Source organism: Variovorax sp. CAN15, from assembly GCF_030462475.1.
Taxonomy (GTDB): Bacteria; Pseudomonadota; Gammaproteobacteria; order Burkholderiales; family Burkholderiaceae_C; genus Variovorax.
In genome coordinates this window covers 18850-41328 of sequence record NZ_JASMRZ010000050.1, presented here as the reverse complement: position 1 = coordinate 41328, position 22479 = coordinate 18850, and the positions used below count along the sequence as shown (strand labels likewise).

The window sequence follows — 22479 nt, the reverse complement described above, 5'->3', positions numbered from 1 at the left end:
CCACTGCCGCGCTGGCCGCGCGGCTCGAAGTGAGTGAAGCCGCGCTGTATCGCCATTTCGCGAGCAAGGCCCAGATGTTCGAGGGCCTGATCGACTTCATCGAGCAGAGCGTCTTCACGCTGGTCAACCAGATCCTCGAGCGCGAGGGCGCCACCGGCGCGCAGCAGGCCGCGCGCATGCTCACGCTGCTGGTGCAATTCGCCGAGCGCAACCCCGGCATGACCCGCGTCATGGTGGGCGACGCGCTGGTCTACGAGAACGAGCGCCTCCAGCAGCGCATGAACCAGTTCTTCGACAAGATCGAATCCACGCTGCGCCAGGTGCTGCGCGGCGCCGCCGCGGCCGATGGATCGGCCACGCCCAGCGTCGACGCCCAGGTGCGCGCCGCGGCGCTCACGGCCTTCGTGGTGGGGCAGCTGCAGCGCTTCGCGCGCTCGGGCTTTCGCCGCGCGCCTTCCGAGCACCTCGAAGCGACGATCGCACTGATCGTCTGACGCGGGGTACCCTGCGGCGGGCCGGCCGGCTCGCCTTGGGCCTTCGGGCGGCGTAGCATCTGCCAGTCCCTTGCCGCCGCCCCTTGGCGGTAAGCCAATGTTTGCGCGGTTGCCTCCATGGAGGGCGCATGAGCCATGGCGCGGTCGATCGTCTGCTGGAGCCTCGCTTGCCGCGGGTGTTCGCACATGCCTGACGCGGCGCACAGCCACGGTCTGCGGACCATCCTCCTGACGGCGCTGGCCATGCTCGCATTCGCCGCCAACTCCTTGCTGTGCCGGCTCGCGTTGCAGCACAAGGGCATCGACCCCGCGAGCTTCGGCATCGTCAGGCTCGTGGCGGGCGCGCTCATGCTGGGGCTCATCGTGCGATTCAGGGCACAGCCGCCAGCTTCGCCGGCCCGTGCCGACTGGCTGGCCGCCGTCATGCTGTTCGCCTATGTCGCCTTCTTCTCCTTCGCCTACCTCAGCCTGCCGGCAGGCACGGGCGCGCTGATCCTGTTCGGCGCGGTGCAGCTGACGATGTTCGGGGTGGGCCTGCGCGCGGGCAGCGAGCGCTTCGGTGCGCTCGCGTGGTTCGGCTTCGTGCTCGCGGCAGCCGGGCTCGTCTACCTGGTCTTGCCAGGGATCGCCGCGCCACCGCTGGTGGGTGCGGTGCTGATGGCCGTCGCGGGCGTGGCATGGGGCGTGTATTCGCTGCGCGGCCGCGGCGTGGCCGACCCGCTCGCGGCCACCTCGCGCAACTTCACTCGGGCGGTGCCGCTGGCGCTCGCGCTGAGCTTGGTGTTCGCGGCCAGCGCCCACGCGGACGCGACCGGCCTCGTGCTCGCCGTCGCTTCCGGCGCACTGACCTCGGGGCTCGGCTACGTGGTCTGGTACGCGGCGCTGGGCCGTCTTGGCGCCATGCGCGCGGCCACCGTGCAGCTGTCGGTGCCGCTGCTGGCGGCCTTCGGCGGCGTGCTGTTCCTGTCGGAGGCGATAACGCCGCGCCTGGCCGCGGCCTCCGTTGCGATCCTGGGCGGCATCGCGCTCGTGCTGAGCCAGAAGTCTCGGGCAGGCGCTCGCCGGTAGCCGGCGTCAGCGTCTACGCGACAGCCACGCCGACCTTAGCTCCCGCCGCGACGATCTCCCCCCATGTCGCGTCGTCCACCCAGATCCCGTCCTTGCGCCGCGCCGCGCGCGCCTTGCGCTCCGGCTCGCCAGCGATCTGCACTTCGTCGAAGCCCTGCCCGGGCGGACTCTGCCGCAGCCAGCCGACGAACTCGCGGGCTTCCTCGTCGAAGGATTTCTGCGTGCCCAGCCGCGCCGGGTCGATCAGCACCGTGAGCATGCCGTTGAGCACCGTGCGTGCCGTGTCCGCCGGCCGGTGCCAGGTGCCGCCGCCGGTGAGCGCACCGCCCAGCAGCTCGCAGGCCACCGCCATGCCGTAGCCCTTGTGCTCGCCGAAGGTCATGAGCGCGCCGAAGAGGCCGTTGCCCTGCGGCACCACCACCACGCCGGGGTCGTTGGTGGGCGCGCCGTTCTCGTCGATCAGGTAGCCGTCGGGCACGCGTTCGCCCTTGTTGTGCGCCACGCGCATCTTTCCCTGCGCCACGCGGCTGGTCGCGTAGTCGAGCACGAAGGGCTCGGCGCCCGAAAGCGGAATGCCGATGCAGCACGGGTTGGTGCCGAAGCGCCCGTCGCCGCCGCCCCAGGGCGCGACCACCGGCCGCGAGAGCACGTTGACGAAGTGCATCGAAACCAGCCCCTGCGCCGTCGCCATCTCCGCGAAGTGTCCGATGCGCCCCAGGTGGTGCGCATGCGCCAGCGTGAAGATGCAGCTGCCGTGCTGCTTCGTCCGCGCGATGCCCAGCTCCATCGCCTGCACGCCGACGATCTGCCCGTAGCCGTGCTGGCCGTCCAGGCCCATCAGCGTGCCGATGTCAAGGTTCACGCGCACTGCTGCGTTCGGCTTCAGGCCGCCCTCGGCCACCGCATCGACGTAGCGCGGCAGCATGCCCACGCCGTGCGAGTCGTGGCCGCTCAGGTTGGCCAGCACGAGGTTGGCAGCCACCTGCTGCGCCTCGGCGGGCGAGCTGCCCGCGGCTTCGAGGATGCGGGCGACGGTGGCCTGCAGGTGGTCGGCCTTGAGGGTGTGGGACATGGATCAGGCTCCTTTCGCGTTCAGCGTGATGGCGTAGAGCGACGTGGTCGCGCAGATGAAGAGGCGGTTGCGCTTGGGGCCGCCGAAGCACACGTTGGCCACGCGCTCGGGCAGCAGGATCTTGCCCAGCAGCGTGCCGTCGGGGTGGTAGGCGTGCACGCCGTCGAGCGCGCTGGTCCAGATGCGGCCTTCGGTGTCGAGGCGGAAGCCGTCGAAGAGGCCGCTGGTGCATTCGGCGAAGACTTCTCCGCCGCTCAAGGTGCGGCCGTCGGCTCCGAGCTTGAACTTGCGGATGTGCCGGGGGCCGTCCGCCGCGTGGCTCGCGCCCGTGTCGGCGATGTACAGCAGCGACTCGTCGGGCGAGAACGCAAGCCCGTTGGGCTTCACGAAGTCGTCCGCCATGAGCTCGACCTCGCCGTTAGCCGGATCGACGCGGTAGACATGGCACGCGCCGATCTCGCTGTCGGCCTTCAGGCCCTCGTAGTCGGAGAGGATGCCGTAGCTCGGGTCGGTGAACCACACGGCACCGTCCGAGTGCACCACCACGTCGTTGGGCGAGTTCAGCCGCTTGCCCTTCCAATGCGACGCCAGCACAGTGGTCGTGCCGTCGTGCTCGGTGCGCGTGACGCGCCGCGTGAGGTGCTCGCAGCTCACCAGCCGGCCCCGGCGGTCGACCGTGTTGCCGTTCGTGTTGTTCGACGGCTCGCGGAAGGTGCCCACGGTGCAGTTGACCTCGTCGAAGCGCAGCATGCGGTTGTTCGGAATGTCCGACCACACCAGCGCGCGGTGCGCCGCGAACCAGGCGGGGCCCTCGCACCAGCGCGCGCCGGTCCAAAGGCGCTGCACGCGCTCGGGGCCGGGAATGCAGCCCTTGAAGCGCGGGTCCAGCTGCTCGAAGCCTGTGCCTTCCAGGAAGCCGAAGGGGAGAGTCGCCATGCCGTTCCTCGTCGATGGGTTCAGTTCACATCACCGCGCCGACCTGCCACGGCACGAACTCGTTCTGGCCGTAGCCGTGCTGCTCGCTCTTCGACTGCGCGCCCGAGGCGGTCGCGAGCACCAGTTCGAAGATGCGCTGGCCCATCTCCTGGATCGACGCCGTGCCGTCCACGATCTCGCCGCAGTTGATGTCCATGTCTTCCTCCTGCCGCTGCCACAGTGCCGAGTTGGTGGCGAGCTTGAGCGAGGGCGAGGGCGCGCAGCCATACGCCGAGCCGCGCCCCGTGGTGAAGCAGATCAGGTTGGCGCCGCCGGCCACCTGGCCCGTGGCGCTCACCGGGTCGTAGCCCGGCGTGTCCATGTAGACGAAGCCGTGCGCATCGACGGGCTCCGCATACTCGTACACAGCCTCCAGGTTGCTGGTGCCGCCCTTGGCGACCGCGCCCAGCGATTTCTCGAGGATGGTGGTGAGCCCGCCCGCCTTGTTCCCGGGCGAGGGGTTGTTGTTCATCTCGCCTTCGTTGACGGCGGTGTAGTGCTCCCACCACTTGATGCGGTCCACCAGCTTCTGGCCCACTTCGCGCTTCACCGCGCGGCGCGTGAGCAGGTGCTCGGCGCCGTACACCTCGGGCGTTTCGCTGAGGATGGCGGTGCCGCCGTGCTCCACCAGCAGGTCGACTGCCGCGCCCAGCGCCGGGTTGGCGCTGATGCCCGAGTAGCCGTCGGAGCCGCCGCACTGCAGCCCGATGGTGATGTGCGCCGCGCTGCAGGGCTCGCGCTTCACCGCGTTGGCGCGCGGCAGCATCTCGTTGATGAGCGCCACGCCCTTCTCGACCGTCTTGCGCGTGCCGCCCGTGTCCTGGATGTTGAAGGTGCGGAAGTTCTCGCCCTCGGCCAGGTGCCCGGTCGCGAGCCAGGCGTTGATCTGGTTGGCCTCGCAGCCCAGGCCGACCACCAGCACACCCGCGAAGTTCGGGTGCGTGGCGTAGCCCGTGAGCGTGCGCTCCAGGATCTGCATGCCCATGCCCTGCGTGTCCATGCCGCAGCCGGTGCCGTGCGTGAGCGCGACCACGCCGTCCACGTTGGGGAATGCCGCCAGCGCCTGCGGATTGGTCTTGCGCGAGAAGTGGTCGGCGATGGCGCGCGCGGCCGTGGCCGAGCAGTTCACGCTGGTCAGCACCCCGATGTAGTTGCGCGTGGCCACGCGGCCGTCGGCGCGCTTGATGCCCATGAAGGTGGCTTCGCGCTTCGCGGGCGCGGGTTTCACGTCGGCACCGAAGGCGTAGTCGCGCTCGAAGTCGCCCTTGTCGGGCCCCATGTCGAGGTTCTGCGTGTGCACGTGCTCGCCGGCGGCGATGGGCTTGCTCGCGAAGCCGATGATCTGGTTGTAGCGGCGCACCGGCTCGCCCTGCGCGATGTCGCGCATCGCGATCTTGTGGCCCGGCGGGATCAGGCCGCGCACGGCCACGCCTTCGACGGCGGTGCCGCCGAGCAATTGGGAGCGCGCGATGACGACGTCGTCGGCGGGATGGAGTCGGATGCAGGGTGTCATCGTGGTCGTTCTGTATCTGTTCAGGAGGCCTTGGTGCGGCGCCAGCTCGCGCTGAAGCGCTGGTGGAACTTGTCCATGTGCTCGTGCATGGCGCTGCGCGCGGCGGCGGGGTCGCGCGAGGCGATCGCTTCGAGGATCAGCTCGTGCTCGCCGATGGCGACCTGCCACGACTCCATGGTCTCGAAGTAATCGATCATCCGGGCGAAGATCGGCCCGTGCCGCGACTCCCAGAAGCCCTGCACCGTCTCGGTCAGCACCACGTTGTCGCAGGCGTTGACGATGGCCAGGTGGAAGGCGCGGTCGCCCTCGTGCGGCACCTCGTTGCGCGCGGCCAGCTCGCGCATCATCCGGATGGCGCGGCGCATGGCGTCCACGTCCTTGCGCTTGCCGTACTGGGCCGCGGTGGCGGCGGTCTCGCCCTCCACCATGCGGCGCGCGCGGATGATCTCGAGCGGGCCCCATTCGATGCCGGCCGCGCCGTTGGCCGGCGGCGGTGGCGTGCGCTGCGAGCGGTCCAGCACGTACACGCCCGAGCCGGTGCGCACCTCGACCCAGCCCTCCACCTCCAGTGCGATCAGCGCCTCGCGCACCGAGGGCCGGCTCACGCCCAGCTGCCGGGCAAGGTCGCGCTCGGCGGGAATGCGCGCGCCCACCGCGAATTCGCCCTTGCCGATGAGCTCGCGCAGCTGTTCGGCAATCTGGCGGTAGAGGCGCTGGGGTTCGAGGGTCTGGATCGGCACGGAAACGGATGGATGCGCGAAAGGCGGTGGAGCTTAGGGGTTGTCCTGAATTGGCCAAGTGGTAAGGCCAATTCAGAATACGCCACATTGCCCGGACCATCATCGGGCCAAACCCGAGGAGTGCTCCATGAGATTGAAGGGAAAGACCGCGCTGGTCACTGCCGCCGGCCAGGGCATCGGCCATGCCAGCGTGCTCGCCATGGCCGCCGAGGGCGCGCAGGTCTGGGCCACCGACGTCAACGAGAAACTGCTCGAGCGCTATGCGGGCATGCCCAACGTCACGGCGCTGAAGCTCGACGTGCTCGACAAGGCCGCCATCGGAGCGCTGGCTGCCAGCCTCCCGCCGCTGGACGTTCTCTTCAACTGCGCCGGCGTGGTCCACAACGGCACCATCGAGCAGGCGACCGACGACGAGCTTCTGTTCGCCTTCAACCTCAACGTGCGCGCCCAGATGTGGACCATCCAGGCCGTGCTGCCCGGCATGCTGGCGGCAGGGCGCGGCAGCATCATCAACATGGCCAGCGTCTGCTCCAGCATGAAGGGGTTGCCCAGCCGCTTCGTCTACGGCACCACCAAGGCGGCGGTGCTGGGTCTCACCAAGAGCGTGGCGGCCGACTACGTGGCCCGCGGCATCCGCTGCAATGCGGTCTGCCCAGGCACGGTCGACACCCCCTCGCTGGGCGAGCGCATCAACGCCAACGCCGACCCCGATGCCGCACGCCGCGCATTCATCGCGCGCCAGCCGATGGGCCGGCTCGCGCAGGCCGAGGAGATCGCGCCGGTGGTCGTGTTCCTCGCCAGCGACGAATCGGTCTTCGCCACCGGCCAGTGCTTCACGGTCGACGGCGGCATCACGATATGAACCAGCTCGACTTCCACGGGCGCCACGCGGTCGTTACCGGCGGTGCCACGGGGCTGGGTTTCGGCGTCGCGCAGCGGCTGGTCGCCTCGGGCGGCAGCGTCACGCTGTGGGACCGCGATGAAGATGCAGCCGCGAAGGCGGCCGAGTCGCTCGGCGCCACGGCCTTCGCGCTGAAGGTCGACGTGTCGCGGCATGCCTCGGTCGCACAGGCCGTGGCCGCCACGCTGGCGCATGCGCCGCGCATCGACGCCCTGGTCAACAGCGCCGGCATCACCGGGCCCAACACCAGGCTGTGGGACTATCCGGTGGACGACTGGCGCCAGGTGATGGAAGTCAACATCAACGGTGTGTTCCTGTGCTGCCGCGAGGTGGTCGCGCAGATGCGCAGGCAGGGCGACCGGGGCTACGGCCGCATCGTCAACATCGCCTCGGTGGCTGGCAAGGACGGCAACCCCAACGCCAGCGCCTACAGCGCGAGCAAGGCGGCGGTCATCGGCCTGACCAAGTCGCTCGGCAAGGAGCTGGCCGACACCGGCATCCGCGTGAACTGCGTGACGCCCGCGGCGGTGAAGACGGCCATCTTCGACCAGATGACGCCCGAGCACATCGCCTTCATGCTCTCGAAGATTCCCATGGGCCGCTTCGGCACCGTGGAAGAGGTGGCGGCGATGGTCGGCTGGCTCTGCACGGAAGACTGCTCGTTTTCCACCGGCGCGGTCTTCGACCTCTCCGGTGGCCGCTCCACTTACTGATCAACCCGATTCAATGCACTGAAAGGAAAGCATGAAACTCGTCCGCTACGGCAACCCCGGCAAGGAAAAGCCCGGCCTCATCGATGACAACGGCCAGCTGCGCGACCTGAGCGCCATCGTCAAGGACATCGGCCCCGACCAGCTCGGCGATGCCGCGCTGGCCAAGCTGCGCAAGCAGAAGATCGACAAGCTGCCGCTGGTCAAGGGCAAGCCGCGCTTCGGCTGCCCGGTGGCGAACGTGGGCAAGTTCATCGCCATCGGCCTGAACTACGCGGACCACGCGGCCGAGTCGGGCCTGCCGGTGCCCAAGGAGCCGGTGGTGTTCACCAAGGCCAACAGCTGCGTCCAGGGCCCGAACGACCCGGTGATGCTGCCCAAGGGCTCGGTCAAGACCGACTGGGAAGTCGAGCTCGGCGTGGTCATCGGCACGCGCGCGCGCTACGTGCCGCAGAAGAGCGCGCTCGACTACGTGGCCGGCTACTGCACCATCAACGACATCAGCGAGCGCGAATACCAGATCGAGCGCGGCGGCACCTGGGACAAGGGCAAGGGCTGCGACACCTTCGGCCCCATCGGCCCCTGGCTGGTGACGCGCGACGACGTGCCCAACCCGCAGAAGCTGGCGATGTGGCTCGACCTGAACGGCCAGCGCGTGCAGACCGGCAACACCAGGACCATGATCTTCACCGTGGCGAAGATCGTGAGCTACGTGAGCCAGTTCATGACGCTGATGCCGGGCGACATCATCACCACCGGCACGCCCCCCGGCGTGGGCATGGGCATGAAGCCGCCGCTCTTCCTGAAGAAGGGCGACGTGATGACGCTGGGCATCGAAGGCCTGGGCGACCAGCGCCAGGAAGTGGTTCCCTTCAAGCTCTGAGCCCGGCCGGCTCCAGACCGTGGCGCGCTCATTCGCGTGAGCCGCGCCTGTCTGCGATCATCCGGCGCATGCAGGTGCCTCCCGTTCATCGCTGCCAGGTCTTCGGCTCCCCGTGGGAGGGCGTGTACGGCACGTCGATCGACAGCGCGATGCACTACGGCCGCCACTGGCACGCGACCTACGGGCTGGGCCTGCTGGAACAGGGCGCACAGAGCTCGGCCAGCGGACGCGGCAAGGTCGATGCCTACGCGGGCGACCTCATCACCACCAACCCCGGCGAGGTGCACGACGGGCAGCCGCTGGGCGGGCCTTCGCGGCACTGGCGCATGGTGTACCTGGACCCGAGTGTGATGGCGGGCATCAAGGGCGATGCCGGGCCGGAGGTCGAGTTCACGCGGCCCGTGCTCAAGGACGCGCGGCTGCGCCACACGCTGCAGCGCCTGTTCGCGCGGCTCGATGCATGGCGTGCCAATGCCGCCGATTTGGAGACGCTGGCTTGCGAGGAGTCGCTGGTCGAGGTCTGCGGCCTGCTGCTCGAAGCGCATTCCACGACAGCGCCGCCATCGGGGCCTGCAGCCGGCGGCGACATGCGCCGCCTGCGCGAGCGGCTGGCCGACAACCTGCACGAGGCGCCGAAACTTTCCGACCTCGCCGAGATGGTCGGTCTCAGCCGCTACCAGGTGCTGCGCCGCTTCGAGAAAACCTATGGCGTGCCGCCGCATGCCTGGCTGCTGCTGCAGCGCGCCGAGCGTGCACGCGGCCTGATCCGCCGGGGCGAGAACCTGGCCGACGCCGCCGTCGCCAGCGGCTTCGCCGACCAGAGCCACATGACCCGCATCTTCGCGCGCCACTTCGGCTTCACGCCCGGTGCGTGGCAGCGGGCCTGCCGCCAGGGCTGATCAGCGCAGTACGCGGATCAGCTCGTCGTACACCAGCCGCACACGTGCCGGCACCGGCGCGCGCTGCGCGCGGTAGACGTAGATCGGCCACGGCTCGGGCGCCTCGGCCTGCAGCACCGGCACCAGCGCGCCGCTTTCGATGGCGGGCTCGGCCAGCGAGCCGATCAGCTGCGCGAAGCCCAGGCCCGCGAGCACCGCCGCGCATTCGGTGTCGAAGTCGTCGGTGACGAAGGCCGGCGAGGTCACGGCCAGCTGCCGGTCCTTGCGGAAGATCATCGACCACGGCCGGCCCGACTTGCGGTCGATCAGCGCGGTGAGCGGCATCGCGGCGAGCGCGTCGATGGTCTTCGGCACGCCGGTGCGCGCGATCAGCGAGGGAGCCGCCACTACATGCAGCGCCATCTTCCCGACCGGCCGCGCGATGAAGCGCGCGTCGCGCAACGGCCCCACGCGCACGCCGATGTCGATCTGCTCGCCGACCACGTCGGCATGGGCTTCCGAGACGCGCAGGTCCAGCACGAGGCCCGGGTGCGCGGCGAGCATCGGTGCCAGCGCGCGCGGAATGAGCTGGCGCCCGAAGATGCCCGGCGCCGTGACGCGCACCGTGCCCTCGTGCTGCGAGAGCGCGTGGCGGTCGGTGCGATGGAACAGCTCGTCGACGCCGCTCAGCGCGGTGCGTGCCCGCTCCAGCAGCTGCCGGCCGAAGTCGGTGAGCTGCACGCCGCGCGTGCTGCGGTGGAAGAGCGGCTCGCCCAGATCGTCCTCCAGCTCGCGCACCGCGCGCGTCACCACCTGCGGCGACACCGACAGCCGCGCGGCCGCATCGCGGAAGTTGGCGGCATCGGCGGCGGCGCAGAACACGCGCAGGGCTTCGAGGCGGTTGGACACGGATTATTCCTTTTCTGGGAATTCTGAAGTCGCGAGAGTTTCATTTACGGGAATGCGTGGATTTTCCACACTGCATGCACTTCTTCAAACCTCCCGTTCAAGCCAACCGAAAGGAACTCTCATGACATCCGTTCAAGACAACATCAAGGGCAAGGTCGCCATCGTCACCGGCGCGAGCAGCGGGCTCGGCGAATCGACGGCGCGGCACCTGGCGGCGCGCGGCGCGAAGGTGGTGCTGGCGGCGCGCCGCACCGACCGGCTCGACAAGCTCGTCGCGGAGATCCGCGAGGCCGGCGGCGAGGCCATCGCCGTGGCCACCGACGTGGCGAAGCGCGCCGACCTCGAGAAGCTCGCCGCCGCCACCGTCGAGGCCTTCGGCCGCATCGACGTGCTGGTCAACAACGCGGGCGTGATGCCGCTGTCGCCGCTGCACAAGCTCAAGGTCGACGAGTGGGACCGCACCATCGACGTCAACATCAAGGGCGTGCTCTACGGCATTGCCGCGGTGCTGCCGCGCATGCAGGCGCAGGGCAGCGGGCACATCGTCAACGTCGCGTCCATCGCCGGGCTGAAGGTGTTCACGCCCATCGGCACCGTCTACAGCGCGACCAAGCACGCGGTGCGCGCCATCTCCGAGGGCCTGCGCGTGGAAGTGGGCAACAGCGGCGTACGAGTGACCATCGTGTCGCCCGGCGCGGTCGAGTCGGAGCTCAAGCTCGGCAGCACCGACGCCGAGAGCGCCGCCGGCGTGAAGGCGTTCTACGAGGCCAACCAGATCCCGGCCGATTCGGTGGCGCGCGCCGTGGTCTACGCGGTGGAACAGCCGGCCGACGTGGACATCAATGAGGTCGTGCTGCGGCCTGTGGCGCAGGAGTTCTGAGCCCCGGGGCCGGCAAGGCCGGCCCTGAAAAAGAGATGCGGGACCGACCCTATGGCGGTCCGTTTCGCCTCAATTAACCTTCAACAACTGAAGGTCAATTTGCGGACGAAGGTGCAAAGACCTGCAAAATAGAACGACCGTTCGTTTTTGCATGGAAATTCCACGATGACCGCAACAGCCGTTCCCGCCAAGCCCGCGCGCGCCGCCCAGAAAGGGCAGCAGACCAAGGCCGTCATCGTCGATGCCGCGCTGGCCCTGGCCGCGCAGATCGGGCTCGAAGGACTGTCGATCGGCGCCGTGGCCGAAATCACCAAGATGAGCAAGTCGGGCGTCTTCGCCCACTTCGGCTCGCGCGAAGAGCTCCAGATCTCGGTGGTGCGCGAATACCACGCCCGCTTCGAGCAGGAGGTGTTCTTCCCCGCACTGAAGGCGCCGCGCGGCCTGCCGCGACTGCGCGCCATGTTCGCCAACTGGATGAAGCGCACCTCGACCGAGATCGACTCGGGCTGCATCTACATCAGCGGCGCCTCCGAATTCGACGACCGCCCGGGCCCGGTGCGCGACGCGCTGGTCGAGTCGGTCAGCATCTGGCAGGCGGCCGTGCTGCGCGCCATCGTGCAGTCGCAGAGCGAAGGCCATCTGCGCGCCGATGCCGACGAGCGCCAGGTGGCGTTCGAGATCCACGGCCTCATCCTCGCGCTGCACTACGAAGCCCGCTTCCTGCAGGTGCCCGGCTCCATCGGCCGCGCCAACGTCGGTTTCGACAACATCCTCGCCCGCGCCGCCACGCCCGACGCGCCCAAGCCCGAAGCGGCTGCCGCCCCGGCGGCACGCCGCCTCAAGACCGTGCGCTGACAGCGGCGCGCGGCTCGTTCCCGAATTTCGTTTTTCCTTTTTCTATCTAGCTTCGACCAGGAGAGTTCCGGATGCCTACCTACAACCCCCCCGTACGCGACATGCAGTTCGTGCTGCACGAAGTGCTCAACGTCGCCGAGGAGCTCAAGGCGCTTCCGGCACATGCCGAGACCGACGCCGACACCATCAACGCGGTGATCGAAGAAGCCGGCAAGTTCGCCGCCGAAGTGACCTTCCCGCTGAACATCAGCGGCGACGAAGAGGGCTGCACGCTCGACAAGACCACGCATGAAGTGAAGACGCCCAAGGGCTTCAAGGACGCCTACGCCAAGTACGTCGAAGGCGGTTGGCCCGCGCTGTCGTGCGACCCGGCCTTCGGTGGCCAGGGCCTGCCCTTCGTGGTCAACCAGTGCCTGTTCGAGATGCTCAACAGCGCCAACCAGGCCTGGACCATGTACCCCGGCCTCTCGCACGGCGCCTACGAGGCGCTCGCCGCGCACGGCACCGACGAGCAGAAGAAGACCTACCTGCCCAAGCTCACCAGCGGCGAATGGACCGGCACCATGTGCCTGACCGAACCCCATTGCGGCACCGACCTCGGCCTGCTGCGCACCAAGGCCGAGCCGCAGCCCGACGGCACCTACCGCATCACCGGCAACAAGATCTTCATCTCGGCCGGCGAGCACGACATGACGAGCAACATCATTCACCTGGTGCTGGCTCGCCTGCCTGACGCGCCCAAGGGCAGCAAGGGCATCAGCCTGTTCGTGGTGCCGAAGTTCAAGGTCAAGGCCGACGGCTCGCTCGGCGAGCGCAACCCGATCTTCTGCGCCGGCCTCGAGCACAAGATGGGCATCCACGGCAACGCCACCGCGCAGATCGTGATCGAAGGCGCCACCGGCACGCTGGTGGGCGAGCCCAACAAGGGCCTGGCCGCGATGTTCGTGATGATGAACGCCGCCCGCCTGGGCGTGGGCAACCAGTCGCTCGGCCTGACCGAAGTGGCCTACCAGAACGCGCTGGCCTACGCCAAGGACCGCATCCAGATGCGTTCGCTCTCCGGCGTGAAGGCCAAGGACAAGGAAGCCGACCCCATCATCGTGCACCCCGACGTGCGCAAGATGCTGCTCACGGCCAAGGCGTACGCCGAAGGCGGCCGCGCGCTGCAGATCTTCTGCACGCTGCTGCTCGACAAGGAACACAACCACCCCGACGAGAAGGTGCGCAAGGACTCGGGCGAACTGGTCGCGCTGCTCACGCCCATCGTCAAGGCCTTCATCACCGACAACGGCCACATTTCCACCAACGCCTGCATGCAGGTGTTCGGCGGCCACGGCTTCATCAAGGAATGGGGCATGGAGCAGTTCGTGCGCGACAACCGCATCAACATGATCTATGAAGGCACCAACACCATCCAGTCGCTGGACCTGCTGGGCCGCAAGGTGCTGGGCAACAACGGCGCGTCGCTGAAGAAGTTCGGCAAGCTCGTGGGCAAGCTGGTGGAAGAAGAAGGCGTGAACGAGAAGATGGCCGAGTTCATCAACCCGATCGCGGGCCTGGGCGACCAGCTCACCAAGTTCACCACCGAGATCGGCTTCAAGGGCTTCCAGAACCCCGACGAAGTGGGCGCCGCTGCTGTCGACTACCTGCGCGTGGCCGGCCACTTCGTGTTCGGCTACCTGTTCGCCCGCATGGCGCAGGTTGCGCTGCGCGAGATCGCCGCCGGCGACACCGACCCGTTCTACGTCGCCAAGCTGCAGACCGCGCGCTTCTACTTCGCCAAGCTCTTCCCCGAGACCGCGACGCTGATGCGCACCGCGCGTGCCGGCAGCAAGGTGCTGATGGACACCGACGCGGCGCTGGCCTGAAGCAACAAGCCCTTTGCCTTTTCCTTCACTTCGCCGGGAGACACGCATGAAGAAAACATTCGCCGCCGTTCTGTTCGCCGTCACCGCAGCCTCGGCCATGGCCCAGGTCACGCCGGTCGGCCTGTGGCGCAACGTTGACGACAAGACTGGTGAGGTCAAGGCCGAGATCCGCATCGATGAAACCAACGGTGCGCTGCTCGGCCGCATCGAAAAGGCTCTGGGCAAGGACGCCAAGCCCGGCGCCACCTGCGACCAATGCAGCGACGACCGCAAGGGCAAGCCCATGGTGGGCCTGGACATCATCCGCGGCGGCAAGAAGGCCGAAGGCAAGGACGTCTGGGAAGGCGGCAAGATCCTCGACCCCGAGAACGGCAAGGAATACCGCGCGAGCTACACGCCCGTCGACGGCGGCAAGAAGCTCGAAGTGCGCGGCTACCTCGGCCCCTTCTGGCGCACTCAAACCTGGAACCGCGTTCCTTGACCCACCCCCGTAGCTGCTCACTTCGTGTAGCAGCCTCCCCCTCAAGGGGGCAACACCAGCGGCCCGGCAAAGCCGGTTCCGCGGTGTTCCCCGAACTGATTCAGAACTTCGAAACCCCGCTATGTCCCGATTTCAAGTGAAGAAGGTTGCCGTGCTCGGCGCCGGCGTGATGGGCGCGCAGATTGCGGCCCACCTCGTCAACGTGCGCGTGCCTGTCGTGCTGTTTGACCTGGCCGCAAAAGAAGGCCCGAAGAACGGCATCGTCACGCGCGCCATCGACAACCTCAAGAAGCTCAAGCCCGCGCCTCTCGGCGACGTGGCCGATGCGGGCCTGATCGAACAGGCCAACTACGAAGACGACCTTGCCAAGCTCGGCGAGTGCGACCTCATCATCGAAGCCATTGCCGAGCGCATGGACTGGAAGCTCGATCTGTACAAGAAGATCGCGCCCCACGTAGCCAAGCATTCGATCCTCGCCTCGAACACCTCGGGCCTGTCGATCACCAAGCTCAGCGAGGCGCTGCCCGAAGCATTGATGCCTCGCTTCTGCGGCATTCACTTTTTCAACCCGCCGCGCTACATGTTCCTGGTGGAGCTGATCAACACGCCCACCACGCAGCCGCAGGTGCTCGACGACCTCGAAGCCTTCGTCACCAGCACGCTCGGCAAGGGCGTGGTGCGCGCGCACGACACGCCCAACTTCATCGCCAACCGCGTCGGCATCGCCGGCATGCTGGCCACGCTGAAGGAAGTCGAGAAGTTCGGCTTGACGCCCGACGTGGTGGACGACCTCACCGGCAAGAAGCTGGGCCGCGCAAGCTCGGGCACCTTCCGCACCGCCGACGTGGTGGGCCTCGACACGATGGCCCACGTGGTGAAGACGCTGCAGGACAACCTCAACGCCGAGACCGATCCGTTCTACGCCAACTTCGCGACGCCGCCGGTGCTCGCCAAGCTGCTCGAACTGGGCAACCTGGGCCAGAAGACCAAGGCCGGCTTCTTCAAGAAGGTGGGCCGCGACATCCTGCGCTTCGACCTGAAGAGCGGCGAATACGTGCCTGCCGGCGCCAAGGCCGACGAGGTGTACGGCCGCATGCTGAAGAAGCCCGCGGGCGAGCGCCTGAAGCTGCTGCGCGAGAGCGAAGGACCGCAGGGCCAGTTCCTCTGGGCCATCCTGCGCGACGGCTTCCATTACGCCGCCGTGCACCTGGGCGACATCGCCGAGAGCGCGCGCGACATCGACTTCGCCATGCGCTGGGGCTTCGGCATGAAGCAGGGCCCGTTCGAGCTGTGGCAGGAAGCCGGCTGGGCGCAGGTCGCCAAGTGGGTGCAGGAAGACATAGACGCCGGCAAGGCGCTGAGCAGCGCACCGCTGCCCAAGTGGGTGTTCGAAGGCCCGGTGGCCGAGGCCGGCGGCGTGCACACGCCCGAGGGCTCGTGGAGCGCCTCGCAGAACAAGTTCGTGCCGCAGCGCAGGCTGCCGGTGCATGACCGCCAGCTGTTCCCCGAGAGCGTGCTCGGCGCCAACGCGGCCGATGCCAACAAGGCCGGCACCACCATCAGCGACGAAGGCGACGTGCGCGTCTGGACGCTGGACGGCGAAGTGCTCATCGCCAGCATCCATTCGAAGATGCACGCCATCAGCCCCGACGTGGCCGAGGCGCTCGGCGCCGCAGTCGATCTGGCCGAGGCCGAATACAAGGGCCTGGTGATCTGGTCGCCCGACGAGGTGTTCTCGGTCGGCGCCGACCTTCAGGCGATGCTGCCGGCCTTCGTGGTCGCGGGTATCGGCGCGGTCGAGGGTGCCGAAGAAGAGCTGCAGAACGTGATGCTCAAGATCCGCTACGCCAGCGTGCCGGTGATCTCGGCCGTGCGCGGCATGGCGCTGGGCGGCGGCTGCGAGCTGGCCATTCATTCGGCCAGGCGCGTGGCGGCGATGGAAAGCTACATCGGCCTGGTCGAAGTGGGCGTGGGCCTGATCCCCGGCGCGGGCGGCCTGACCTACATCGCCCGCCGCGCGGCCGAGAACGCATCGGCCTCGACGGGCACCGACCTGCTGCCCTTCCTCACCGAAGGCTTCACCGCCGCCGCGATGGCGAAGGTCGGCACCGGTGCGCTCGATTCGAAGAAGCTGGGCTACCTGCTCGACAGCGACGTGATCGTGCCGAACAAGGACGAGCTGCTGTACGTGGCGCTGCAGCAGGCCAAGGCCATGGCCGACGCCGGCTACCGCCCGCCGCTGCGCCGCACCTTCCGCGTGGCGGGCCGCAGCGGCGCAGCGACCATCAAGGGGCAGCTCGTGAACATGCGCGACGGCGGCTTCATCAGCGCGCACGACTTCCACATCGCCAGCCTGATCGCGAACGTGGTCACCGGCGGCGACGTGGACGCAGGCTCGCTCGTGACCGAGGAGTACCTGATGACGCTGGAACGCAAGGCGTTCTGCTCGCTCATCGTGCATCCCAAGACGCAGGAGCGGATCATGGGAATGCTCAGTACGGGGAAGCCGGTGCGCAACTGACCTCGCAAGGACCATGAGCGCAAACCTCGACACGGCCGGTTCCCTCTCCCGCTTGCGGGAGAGGGCTAGGGTGAGGGCAAGCAGCCTTCGCTCGACCCCGACCGACGCCGAGGCGCTGCTCTGGTTCCACCTGCGCGACCGCCGCATGGCCAACTTCAAGTTCCGTCGCCAACGGCCGATCGGCCCGTACTTCGCAGACTTCGCATGTCTCGAAGCAAAGTTGATCGTCGAGTTGGACGGCGGGCAGCACGCCGAAGCTGTCGCATACGACGAGAAGCGCACACGCTTCATCGAAGCTCAGGGTTATCGCGTGCTTCGCTTCTGGAATCACGAAGTGCTGACCCAGACCGATGCCGTGCGCCAGCGAATCCTGCAGGCGCTGCAGGAAGACAGCCCTCACCCCAACCCTCTCCCGCAAGCGGGAGAGGGGGCAAGACAAGACATCAGGAATCCAAAGCCATGAAACAAGTCCAAGACGCCTACATCGTCTCCGCCACCCGCACCCCCATCGGCAAGTCGCACCGCGGCTACTTCCGCAACTACCGTCCCGACGACCTGCTGGCCACCACGCTGCGTGCCGCATTGGCCGCCGTGCCCAGCCTCGATCCCAAGGCCATCGAAGACATCATCTGCGGCTGCGCGATTCCCGAATCGCAGCAGGGCCTGAACGTCGCGCGCATCGGCGCGGTGCTGGCCGGGCTGCCGACCAGCGTCGGCGGCATCACCGTCAACCGCTTCTGCGCCTCGGGTCTGTCGGCCGTGCAGATGGCGGCCGACCGCATCCGCGTGGGCGAGGCCGACGTGATGATCGCCGCCGGCGTCGAGAGCATGAGCATGGTGCCGATGATGGGCAACTCGCCCTCGCTGTCGCCTTCCATCTTCGAACGCGAAGGCGACGTGGGCATCGCCTACGGCATGGGCCTCACCGCCGAGAAGGTTGCGCAGCAGTGGAAGGTGAGCCGCGAGGCGCAGGACGAGTTCGCGCTCGCCTCGCACCAGAAGGCGCTGGTCGCGCAGAAGGCCGGCAAGTTCGCCGACGAGATCACGCCCATCGAAGTGACCGATCGCACGCCGAACCTGGAGACCGGCGAGTCGATTGCCAAGACCCGCACCGTCAACCTCGACGAAGGCGCGCGCCCCGACACCAGCATCGAAGGCCTCGCCAAGCTGCGCACCGTGTTCGCCGCGCGCGGCACGGTCACGGCCGGCAACAGCTCGCAGACCTCGGATGGCGCGGGCGCGCTGATCCTGGCGAGCGAAAAGGCCGTGAAGCAGTACGGCCTCACGCCGCTCGCACGCTTCGTGAGCTTCGCCAGCAAGGGCGTGCCGCCGCACATCATGGGCATCGGCCCGATCGAGGCCATTCCCGCCGCGCTGCGCTATGCCGGCCTGAAGCACGAGGACATCGACTGGTTCGAGCTCAACGAAGCCTTCGCCGCGCAGTCGCTGGCCGTCATCAACACGCTGGGGCTCGATCCGTCGAAGGTCAACCCGATGGGCGGCGCGATCGCGCTGGGCCACCCGCTGGGCGCCACCGGCGCCATCCGCTCGGCCACCGTGGTGCACGCGCTGCGCCGCGAGAACCTGAAGTACGGCATGGTCACGATGTGCGTTGGCATGGGCCAGGGCGCCGCAGGGATCTTCGAAAGGGTCTGACCCACAGCAAGGCACCATCACGAGTGCCGGCACAACGAAGGAGACAGCTTCATGCAGACGCAGCAGCAGCTTCCGGTCGCCGGCGGCGCACAGCAACTGGCGGTGCGCCGCTATGAACCCGCCGGCACGCCGCGCGCGAGCGTGGTGATCGGCGGCGCGATGGGTGTGCGCCAGTCGTTCTATGAACCCTTCGCGCAATGGCTCTCGCAGCAGGGCCTGCGCGTCTGGACCTTCGACTACCGAGGCTCTGGCGACTCGCGCGGCAACCTGCCGCTGCGCGAGGTCGATGCCGACCTGTTCGACTGGGCCCGCGACTACGAAGCGGTGATCGATGCGGCCAAGGCCGAATTGCCCGACGAGCCGCTCTACCTGCTGGGCCACAGCCTCGGCGCGCAGCTGCCGGGCTTCCTGCAGCGGCCCGAGCAGGTCGACGGGCTGGTGAGCATCGCGGCCGGCAGCGGCTACTGGCGCGAGAACGCGCCGAAGCTCAAGCGCACCATCCTGTACTTCTGGTTCGTGCTGGTGCCGCTGGTCACGCGGCTTTTCGGCTACTTCCCGGGCCGCAAGCTGAAGAAGGTGGGCGACCTGCCGCGCGGCGTGATCCTGCAGTGGCGGCGCTGGTGTCTCAACCCGCGCTACAGCGTCGGTGCCGAGGGCGAGCTTGCCGCGCGCAGCTACAGCCGCGTGCGCTTCCCGGTGCTCGCGCTGTCGATGACCGACGACGAGCTCATGACGCTCGCGGGCACGAACAGCCTGGTGAGCTTCTATACCGGCGCGCCGAGCGCCATCGAACGCATCGCGCCGGCCGACGTGCAGGCACGCCGCATCGGCCACTTCGGCTTCTTCCGCGAGCAGTTCAGCCAGAGCCTCTGGCCGAGCACGGTGGACAAGCTGAACAGGCTCGCATCTCTTACTGCGGTGCAGCACGCCAACGTCCCGCACACGACTGCGTGACGCGGGCCACCGGAGGCACACTGCCGCCATGACGACGAGCACGCACCCCTTCGACAAGGCCCTGAAGATCCACCACAGCGACATCCGCGTGGGGCACTTCACCGGCATGACCAGCCCCGACTACTGGAACATGGTCGGGCCCTTCGGCGGCACCACCGCGGCGCTCGCGCTGCAATCGGTGATGCAGCACCCCGACGTGCTGGGCACGCCGATCGCGATCACGGTCAACTACGCGGCGGCACTCGAAGCCGGCGCGTTCGACATCCAGGCCACGGCCGTGCGCACCAACCGCTCCACGCAGCACTGGACGGTGCAGATCACCCAGGCCGGCGCCAGCGGCGCGCCCAACATGACGACCACCGCCACCGTGGTGACGGCCGCGCGCCGCGATACCTGGGGCGAGAGCGACATGCCGATGCCCGAGGCGCCCAGGCCCGAGACGGTCGAGCGCATGAGCATCGGCCCCTCGGGCGTGGCGTGGATCAAGCAGTACGAGATGCGCCCCTTCAGCGGCGGCATTCCCGCGAAGTGGGACGAGAGCCTGAGCCACAGCGAGACGCGCATCTGGCTGCGCGACGCCGAACCCAGGCCGCTGGACTTCGCATCGCTCGCGGCGATGAGCGACATGTTCTATCCGCGCGTGTGGCTGCGCCGTGCGAAGCACGTGCCGGCGGGCACGGTGTCGATCACCACCTACTTCCATGCCGGGCCGCAGCAGCTGGCCGAGGTCGGCACGGGCTACCTGCTGGGCCGCGCGGCGGGGCAGCAGTTCTTCAACGGTTTCTTCGACCAGACGGCGCATCTGTGGAGCGAGAAGGGCGTGCTGCTCGCCACCTCGAACCAGATCGTCTACTACAAGGAATAGCACCATGGCCGCCCTGCAGAAAGCCGCGCTCATCGTCGGCGCTGGCGACGCCACCGGCGGTGCCATCGCCCGCCGCTTCGCGCGCGAAGGCTATGCCACCTGCGTCACACGCCGCAGCCTCGACAAGCTGCAGCCGCTGGTCGCGCAGATCGAGGCCGACGGCGGCCGCGCGCATGCCTTCGCATGCGATGCGCGCAAGGAAGAGGAAGTGGTCGCGCTCGTCGAGCAGATCGAATCGACCATCGGGCCCATCGAGGTGATGGTGTTCAACATCGGCGCCAACGTGCCCGAGAGCATCCTCACGGAGACCGCGCGCAAGTATTTCAAGGTGTGGGAGATGGCCTGCTTCTCGGGCTTCCTCAACGGGCGCGAGGTGGCCAAGCGCATGGTGGCGCGCGAGATGCCGAGCGACGGCCATCGCGGCACGATCATCTTCACCGGCGCCACGGCCTCGCTGCGCGGCGGCGCCAACTTCGGCGCCTTCTCGGGCGCCAAGATGGCCCTGCGCGCGCTGGCCCAGTCGATGGCGCGCGAACTCGGGCCGCAGGGCATCCACGTGGCGCACGTGGTGGTCGACGGCGCCATCGACACCGAATTCATCCGCAGCAACTTCCCCGAGCGCTACGCGCTGAAGGACAGCGACGGCATCCTGAACCCCGACCACATCGCCGATGCCTACTGGATGCTGCACTCGCAGCCGCGCGATGCCTGGACGCACGAGCTCGACCTGCGCCCGTGGTCCGAGAAATTCTGAGAAGGAGACAAGCGCCGTGACGAAATCCGTCGACTTCTATTTCGACTTCGGCAGCCCCGCCGCCTACCTGGCCGCGACGCAGCTGCCGCACGTATGCGCCGACACCGGCGCCCAGCTGGTGTGGAAGCCCATGCTGCTCGGCGGCGTGTTCCAGGCCACGGGCAACCACTCCCCGGCCGAGATCAAGCCCAAGGGCCCGTACATGACGACGGACCTGCAGCGCTTTGCAAGGCGCTACGGTGTGCCCTTCGCGCACAACCCGCACTTTCCGATCAACACGCTGCTGCTGATGCGCGGCGCCACCGGCATCCAGATGAAGGAGCCCGACCGCTTCGGCGCGTATGTCGATGCGGTCTACCACGCGATGTGGGTGGAGCCCCGGAACATGAACGACCCGGCGACCGTCGGCGCCGTCTTGCAGAATGCGGGCTTCGACGCGCCCGCGCTGCTCGCGCTGGCCGGTGCGCAGGAAACCAAGGACCGGCTCAAGGCCGTCACGCAGGAAGCGGTGGAGCGCGGCGTGTTCGGCGCGCCCACCATGTTCGTCGGCGACGAAATGTTCTGGGGCCAGGACCGGCTCGATTTCGTACGCGAAGCACTCGACGCCGCCTGAGGGCGGCACCACCCGTTTCATTCAAGGATCTTTTTTATGAGCGACATCCTCGTCCACACCGAAGCCGGTGTGATGACCATCACCTTCAACCGCGTCGACAAGAAGAACTCGATCACCAGCGGCATGTATGCCGAGCTGGCCGATGCGCTGGCTGCGGCCGAGACCGATGCGGCGGTGCGCTGCGTGCTGATCCAGGGCGACCCGACCATCTTCAGCGCGGGCAACGACATCGGCGACTTCCTCAACGCTCCGCCCGCCACGCAGGAGTCGCCGGTGTTCCGCTTCCTGCGCGGCATCGCGACCTTCCCGAAGCCGCTGGTCGCGGCGGTGTGCGGCCCGGCCGTGGGCATCGGCACCACGATGCTGTTCCACTGCGACCTGGTCTACGCGGGCGACAACGCCGCCTTCTCGATGCCCTTCGTGAACCTGGGCCTGTGCCCCGAGGCGGCCTCGAGCCTTCTGGTGCCGCAGATGCTGGGCTATCACCGCGCGGCCGAGGCGCTGCTGCTGGGCGAGCCCTTCATGGCCGAGGCCGCGCTCGAGGTGGGCCTGGTCAACCGCGTGGTGCCGCCGACCGAGGCCAACGCCATCGCTCAGGTGCAGGCGCGCAAGCTCGCGGCCAAGCCGCTGAGCGCGCTGGTGGAAACCAAGCGCCTGCTGAAGAAGGGCCAGATGCCCGCCGTGCTCGAACGCATGGGCGAGGAGGGCGCGAGCTTCGGGCGCATGCTGCGCGAGCCGGCTGCGAAGGAGGCTTTTGGCGCGTTCATGGAGAAACGCAAGCCGGATTTCTCCAGGGTCTGACAAGGGTCTGTGAGACGTCTTCCGGGGCTTGCGCGCGTACACTGTCCGGCGTGCAAGATACGGGGACAAGAACGCTCGCAACGCCCAG

The 22479-nt window shown here is 68.2% G+C and carries 23 protein-coding genes; 18 read left to right on the top strand and 5 right to left on the bottom strand.

The genetic code is table 11. The features are described from left to right. A partial coding sequence (slmA, locus tag QMO14_RS23520) for a nucleoid occlusion factor SlmA (RefSeq protein WP_301510131.1) occupies positions 1 to 494 on the top strand: 494 nt, incomplete at its 5' end. Positions 495 to 680: 186 nt separating this feature from the next. Continuing rightward, positions 681 to 1562, top strand: a complete 882-nt coding sequence (locus tag QMO14_RS23515) for a DMT family transporter (RefSeq protein ID WP_301510129.1) — start codon at positions 681 to 683, stop codon at positions 1560 to 1562. A 13-nt stretch (positions 1563 to 1575) separates the two neighbouring features. Here QMO14_RS23515 and QMO14_RS23510 read toward each other — a convergent pair whose 3' ends face one another. From QMO14_RS23510 to QMO14_RS23495, 4 genes are read right to left on the bottom strand one after another with little or no spacing between them, the layout of a single operon-like run. Beyond that, the gene (locus QMO14_RS23510) at positions 1576 to 2634 is read right to left on the bottom strand and encodes a malate/lactate/ureidoglycolate dehydrogenase (RefSeq protein ID WP_301510128.1); all 1059 of its coding nucleotides are present in this window, start codon (positions 2632 to 2634) and stop codon (positions 1576 to 1578) included. A 3-nt stretch (positions 2635 to 2637) separates the two neighbouring features. Then, positions 2638 to 3570: an SMP-30/gluconolactonase/LRE family protein gene (locus QMO14_RS23505; RefSeq protein ID WP_301510126.1), complete on the bottom strand. Its 933-nt coding sequence runs from the start codon at positions 3568 to 3570 to the stop codon at positions 2638 to 2640. A gap of 25 nt (positions 3571 to 3595) precedes the next feature. Continuing rightward, positions 3596 to 5122, bottom strand: a complete 1527-nt coding sequence (locus QMO14_RS23500; protein WP_301510125.1) for a UxaA family hydrolase — start codon at positions 5120 to 5122, stop codon at positions 3596 to 3598. 20 nt (positions 5123 to 5142) lie between these two features. Further along, positions 5143 to 5862 carry a FadR/GntR family transcriptional regulator gene (locus QMO14_RS23495; protein ID WP_301510124.1) on the bottom strand — a complete coding sequence of 240 codons (720 nt, stop codon included), beginning with the start codon at positions 5860 to 5862 and terminating at the stop codon, positions 5143 to 5145. A 127-nt stretch (positions 5863 to 5989) separates the two neighbouring features. Here QMO14_RS23495 and QMO14_RS23490 point away from each other — a divergent pair, with 127 nt between their 5' ends. The 4 genes from QMO14_RS23490 (at position 5990) to QMO14_RS23475 (ending at position 9255) form a co-directional block, all read left to right on the top strand. Further along, the gene (locus tag QMO14_RS23490; RefSeq protein ID WP_301510122.1) at positions 5990 to 6724 is read left to right on the top strand and encodes an SDR family oxidoreductase; all 735 of its coding nucleotides are present in this window, start codon (positions 5990 to 5992) and stop codon (positions 6722 to 6724) included. Next, the gene (locus tag QMO14_RS23485; RefSeq protein ID WP_301510121.1) at positions 6721 to 7476 is read left to right on the top strand and encodes an SDR family NAD(P)-dependent oxidoreductase; all 756 of its coding nucleotides are present in this window, start codon (positions 6721 to 6723) and stop codon (positions 7474 to 7476) included. Before QMO14_RS23490 ends, QMO14_RS23485 begins: the two co-directional genes overlap by 4 nt. A 31-nt stretch (positions 7477 to 7507) precedes the next feature. Next, positions 7508 to 8356, top strand: a complete 849-nt coding sequence (locus QMO14_RS23480) for a fumarylacetoacetate hydrolase family protein (protein ID WP_301510119.1) — start codon at positions 7508 to 7510, stop codon at positions 8354 to 8356. Between the two features lie 68 nt (positions 8357 to 8424). Next, the gene (locus QMO14_RS23475) at positions 8425 to 9255 is read left to right on the top strand and encodes an AraC family transcriptional regulator (protein ID WP_301510117.1); all 831 of its coding nucleotides are present in this window, start codon (positions 8425 to 8427) and stop codon (positions 9253 to 9255) included. Here QMO14_RS23475 and QMO14_RS23470 read toward each other — a convergent pair whose 3' ends face one another. Next, positions 9256 to 10143, bottom strand: coding sequence for a LysR family transcriptional regulator (locus tag QMO14_RS23470; protein ID WP_301510116.1), 888 nt, complete (start codon positions 10141 to 10143; stop codon positions 9256 to 9258). It abuts the gene before it with no gap. A gap of 121 nt (positions 10144 to 10264) precedes the next feature. Here QMO14_RS23470 and QMO14_RS23465 point away from each other — a divergent pair, with 121 nt between their 5' ends. The 12 genes from QMO14_RS23465 to QMO14_RS23410 all read left to right on the top strand — a co-directional run bounded on the left by QMO14_RS23465 (position 10265) and on the right by QMO14_RS23410 (position 22391). After that, entirely contained in the window at positions 10265 to 11023 is a 759-nt protein-coding gene (locus tag QMO14_RS23465; RefSeq protein ID WP_301510115.1) for an SDR family oxidoreductase, read from the top strand. Positions 11024 to 11188: 165 nt separating this feature from the next. Then, positions 11189 to 11878, top strand: coding sequence for a TetR/AcrR family transcriptional regulator (locus QMO14_RS23460; RefSeq protein WP_301510113.1), 690 nt, complete (start codon positions 11189 to 11191; stop codon positions 11876 to 11878). 71 nt (positions 11879 to 11949) lie between these two features. Then, on the top strand, positions 11950 to 13746 hold the full coding sequence (locus tag QMO14_RS23455) for an acyl-CoA dehydrogenase C-terminal domain-containing protein (protein ID WP_301510112.1): 1797 nt from the start codon (positions 11950 to 11952) through the stop codon (positions 13744 to 13746). A 46-nt stretch (positions 13747 to 13792) separates the two neighbouring features. Next, positions 13793 to 14227 (top strand): DUF2147 domain-containing protein, encoded by a 435-nt coding sequence (locus QMO14_RS23450; protein WP_301510110.1) that lies wholly within the window; start codon positions 13793 to 13795, stop codon positions 14225 to 14227. A gap of 121 nt (positions 14228 to 14348) precedes the next feature. Beyond that, positions 14349 to 16748 (top strand): 3-hydroxyacyl-CoA dehydrogenase/enoyl-CoA hydratase family protein, encoded by a 2400-nt coding sequence (locus QMO14_RS23445; RefSeq protein WP_301510109.1) that lies wholly within the window; start codon positions 14349 to 14351, stop codon positions 16746 to 16748. A gap of 13 nt (positions 16749 to 16761) precedes the next feature. Further along, complete coding sequence (locus tag QMO14_RS23440) at positions 16762 to 17211, top strand: endonuclease domain-containing protein (protein WP_301510108.1); 450 nt, start codon at positions 16762 to 16764, stop codon at positions 17209 to 17211. Then, positions 17208 to 18404 carry an acetyl-CoA C-acyltransferase gene (locus tag QMO14_RS23435; protein WP_301510106.1) on the top strand — a complete coding sequence of 399 codons (1197 nt, stop codon included), beginning with the start codon at positions 17208 to 17210 and terminating at the stop codon, positions 18402 to 18404. The genes QMO14_RS23440 and QMO14_RS23435 overlap by 4 nt, the downstream gene beginning before the upstream one ends. A 51-nt stretch (positions 18405 to 18455) precedes the next feature. After that, positions 18456 to 19358, top strand: a complete 903-nt coding sequence (locus QMO14_RS23430; protein WP_301510104.1) for an alpha/beta fold hydrolase — start codon at positions 18456 to 18458, stop codon at positions 19356 to 19358. Between the two features lie 28 nt (positions 19359 to 19386). Beyond that, complete coding sequence (locus QMO14_RS23425; RefSeq protein WP_301510102.1) at positions 19387 to 20223, top strand: acyl-CoA thioesterase II; 837 nt, start codon at positions 19387 to 19389, stop codon at positions 20221 to 20223. A 4-nt stretch (positions 20224 to 20227) separates the two neighbouring features. Then, positions 20228 to 20977, top strand: coding sequence for an SDR family oxidoreductase (locus QMO14_RS23420; RefSeq protein ID WP_301510100.1), 750 nt, complete (start codon positions 20228 to 20230; stop codon positions 20975 to 20977). A gap of 16 nt (positions 20978 to 20993) precedes the next feature. Next, entirely contained in the window at positions 20994 to 21590 is a 597-nt protein-coding gene (locus QMO14_RS23415) for a 2-hydroxychromene-2-carboxylate isomerase (protein ID WP_301510097.1), read from the top strand. Between the two features lie 36 nt (positions 21591 to 21626). Next, entirely contained in the window at positions 21627 to 22391 is a 765-nt protein-coding gene (locus QMO14_RS23410) for an enoyl-CoA hydratase (RefSeq protein WP_301510096.1), read from the top strand. Positions 22392 to 22479: the final 88 nt, after the last annotated feature.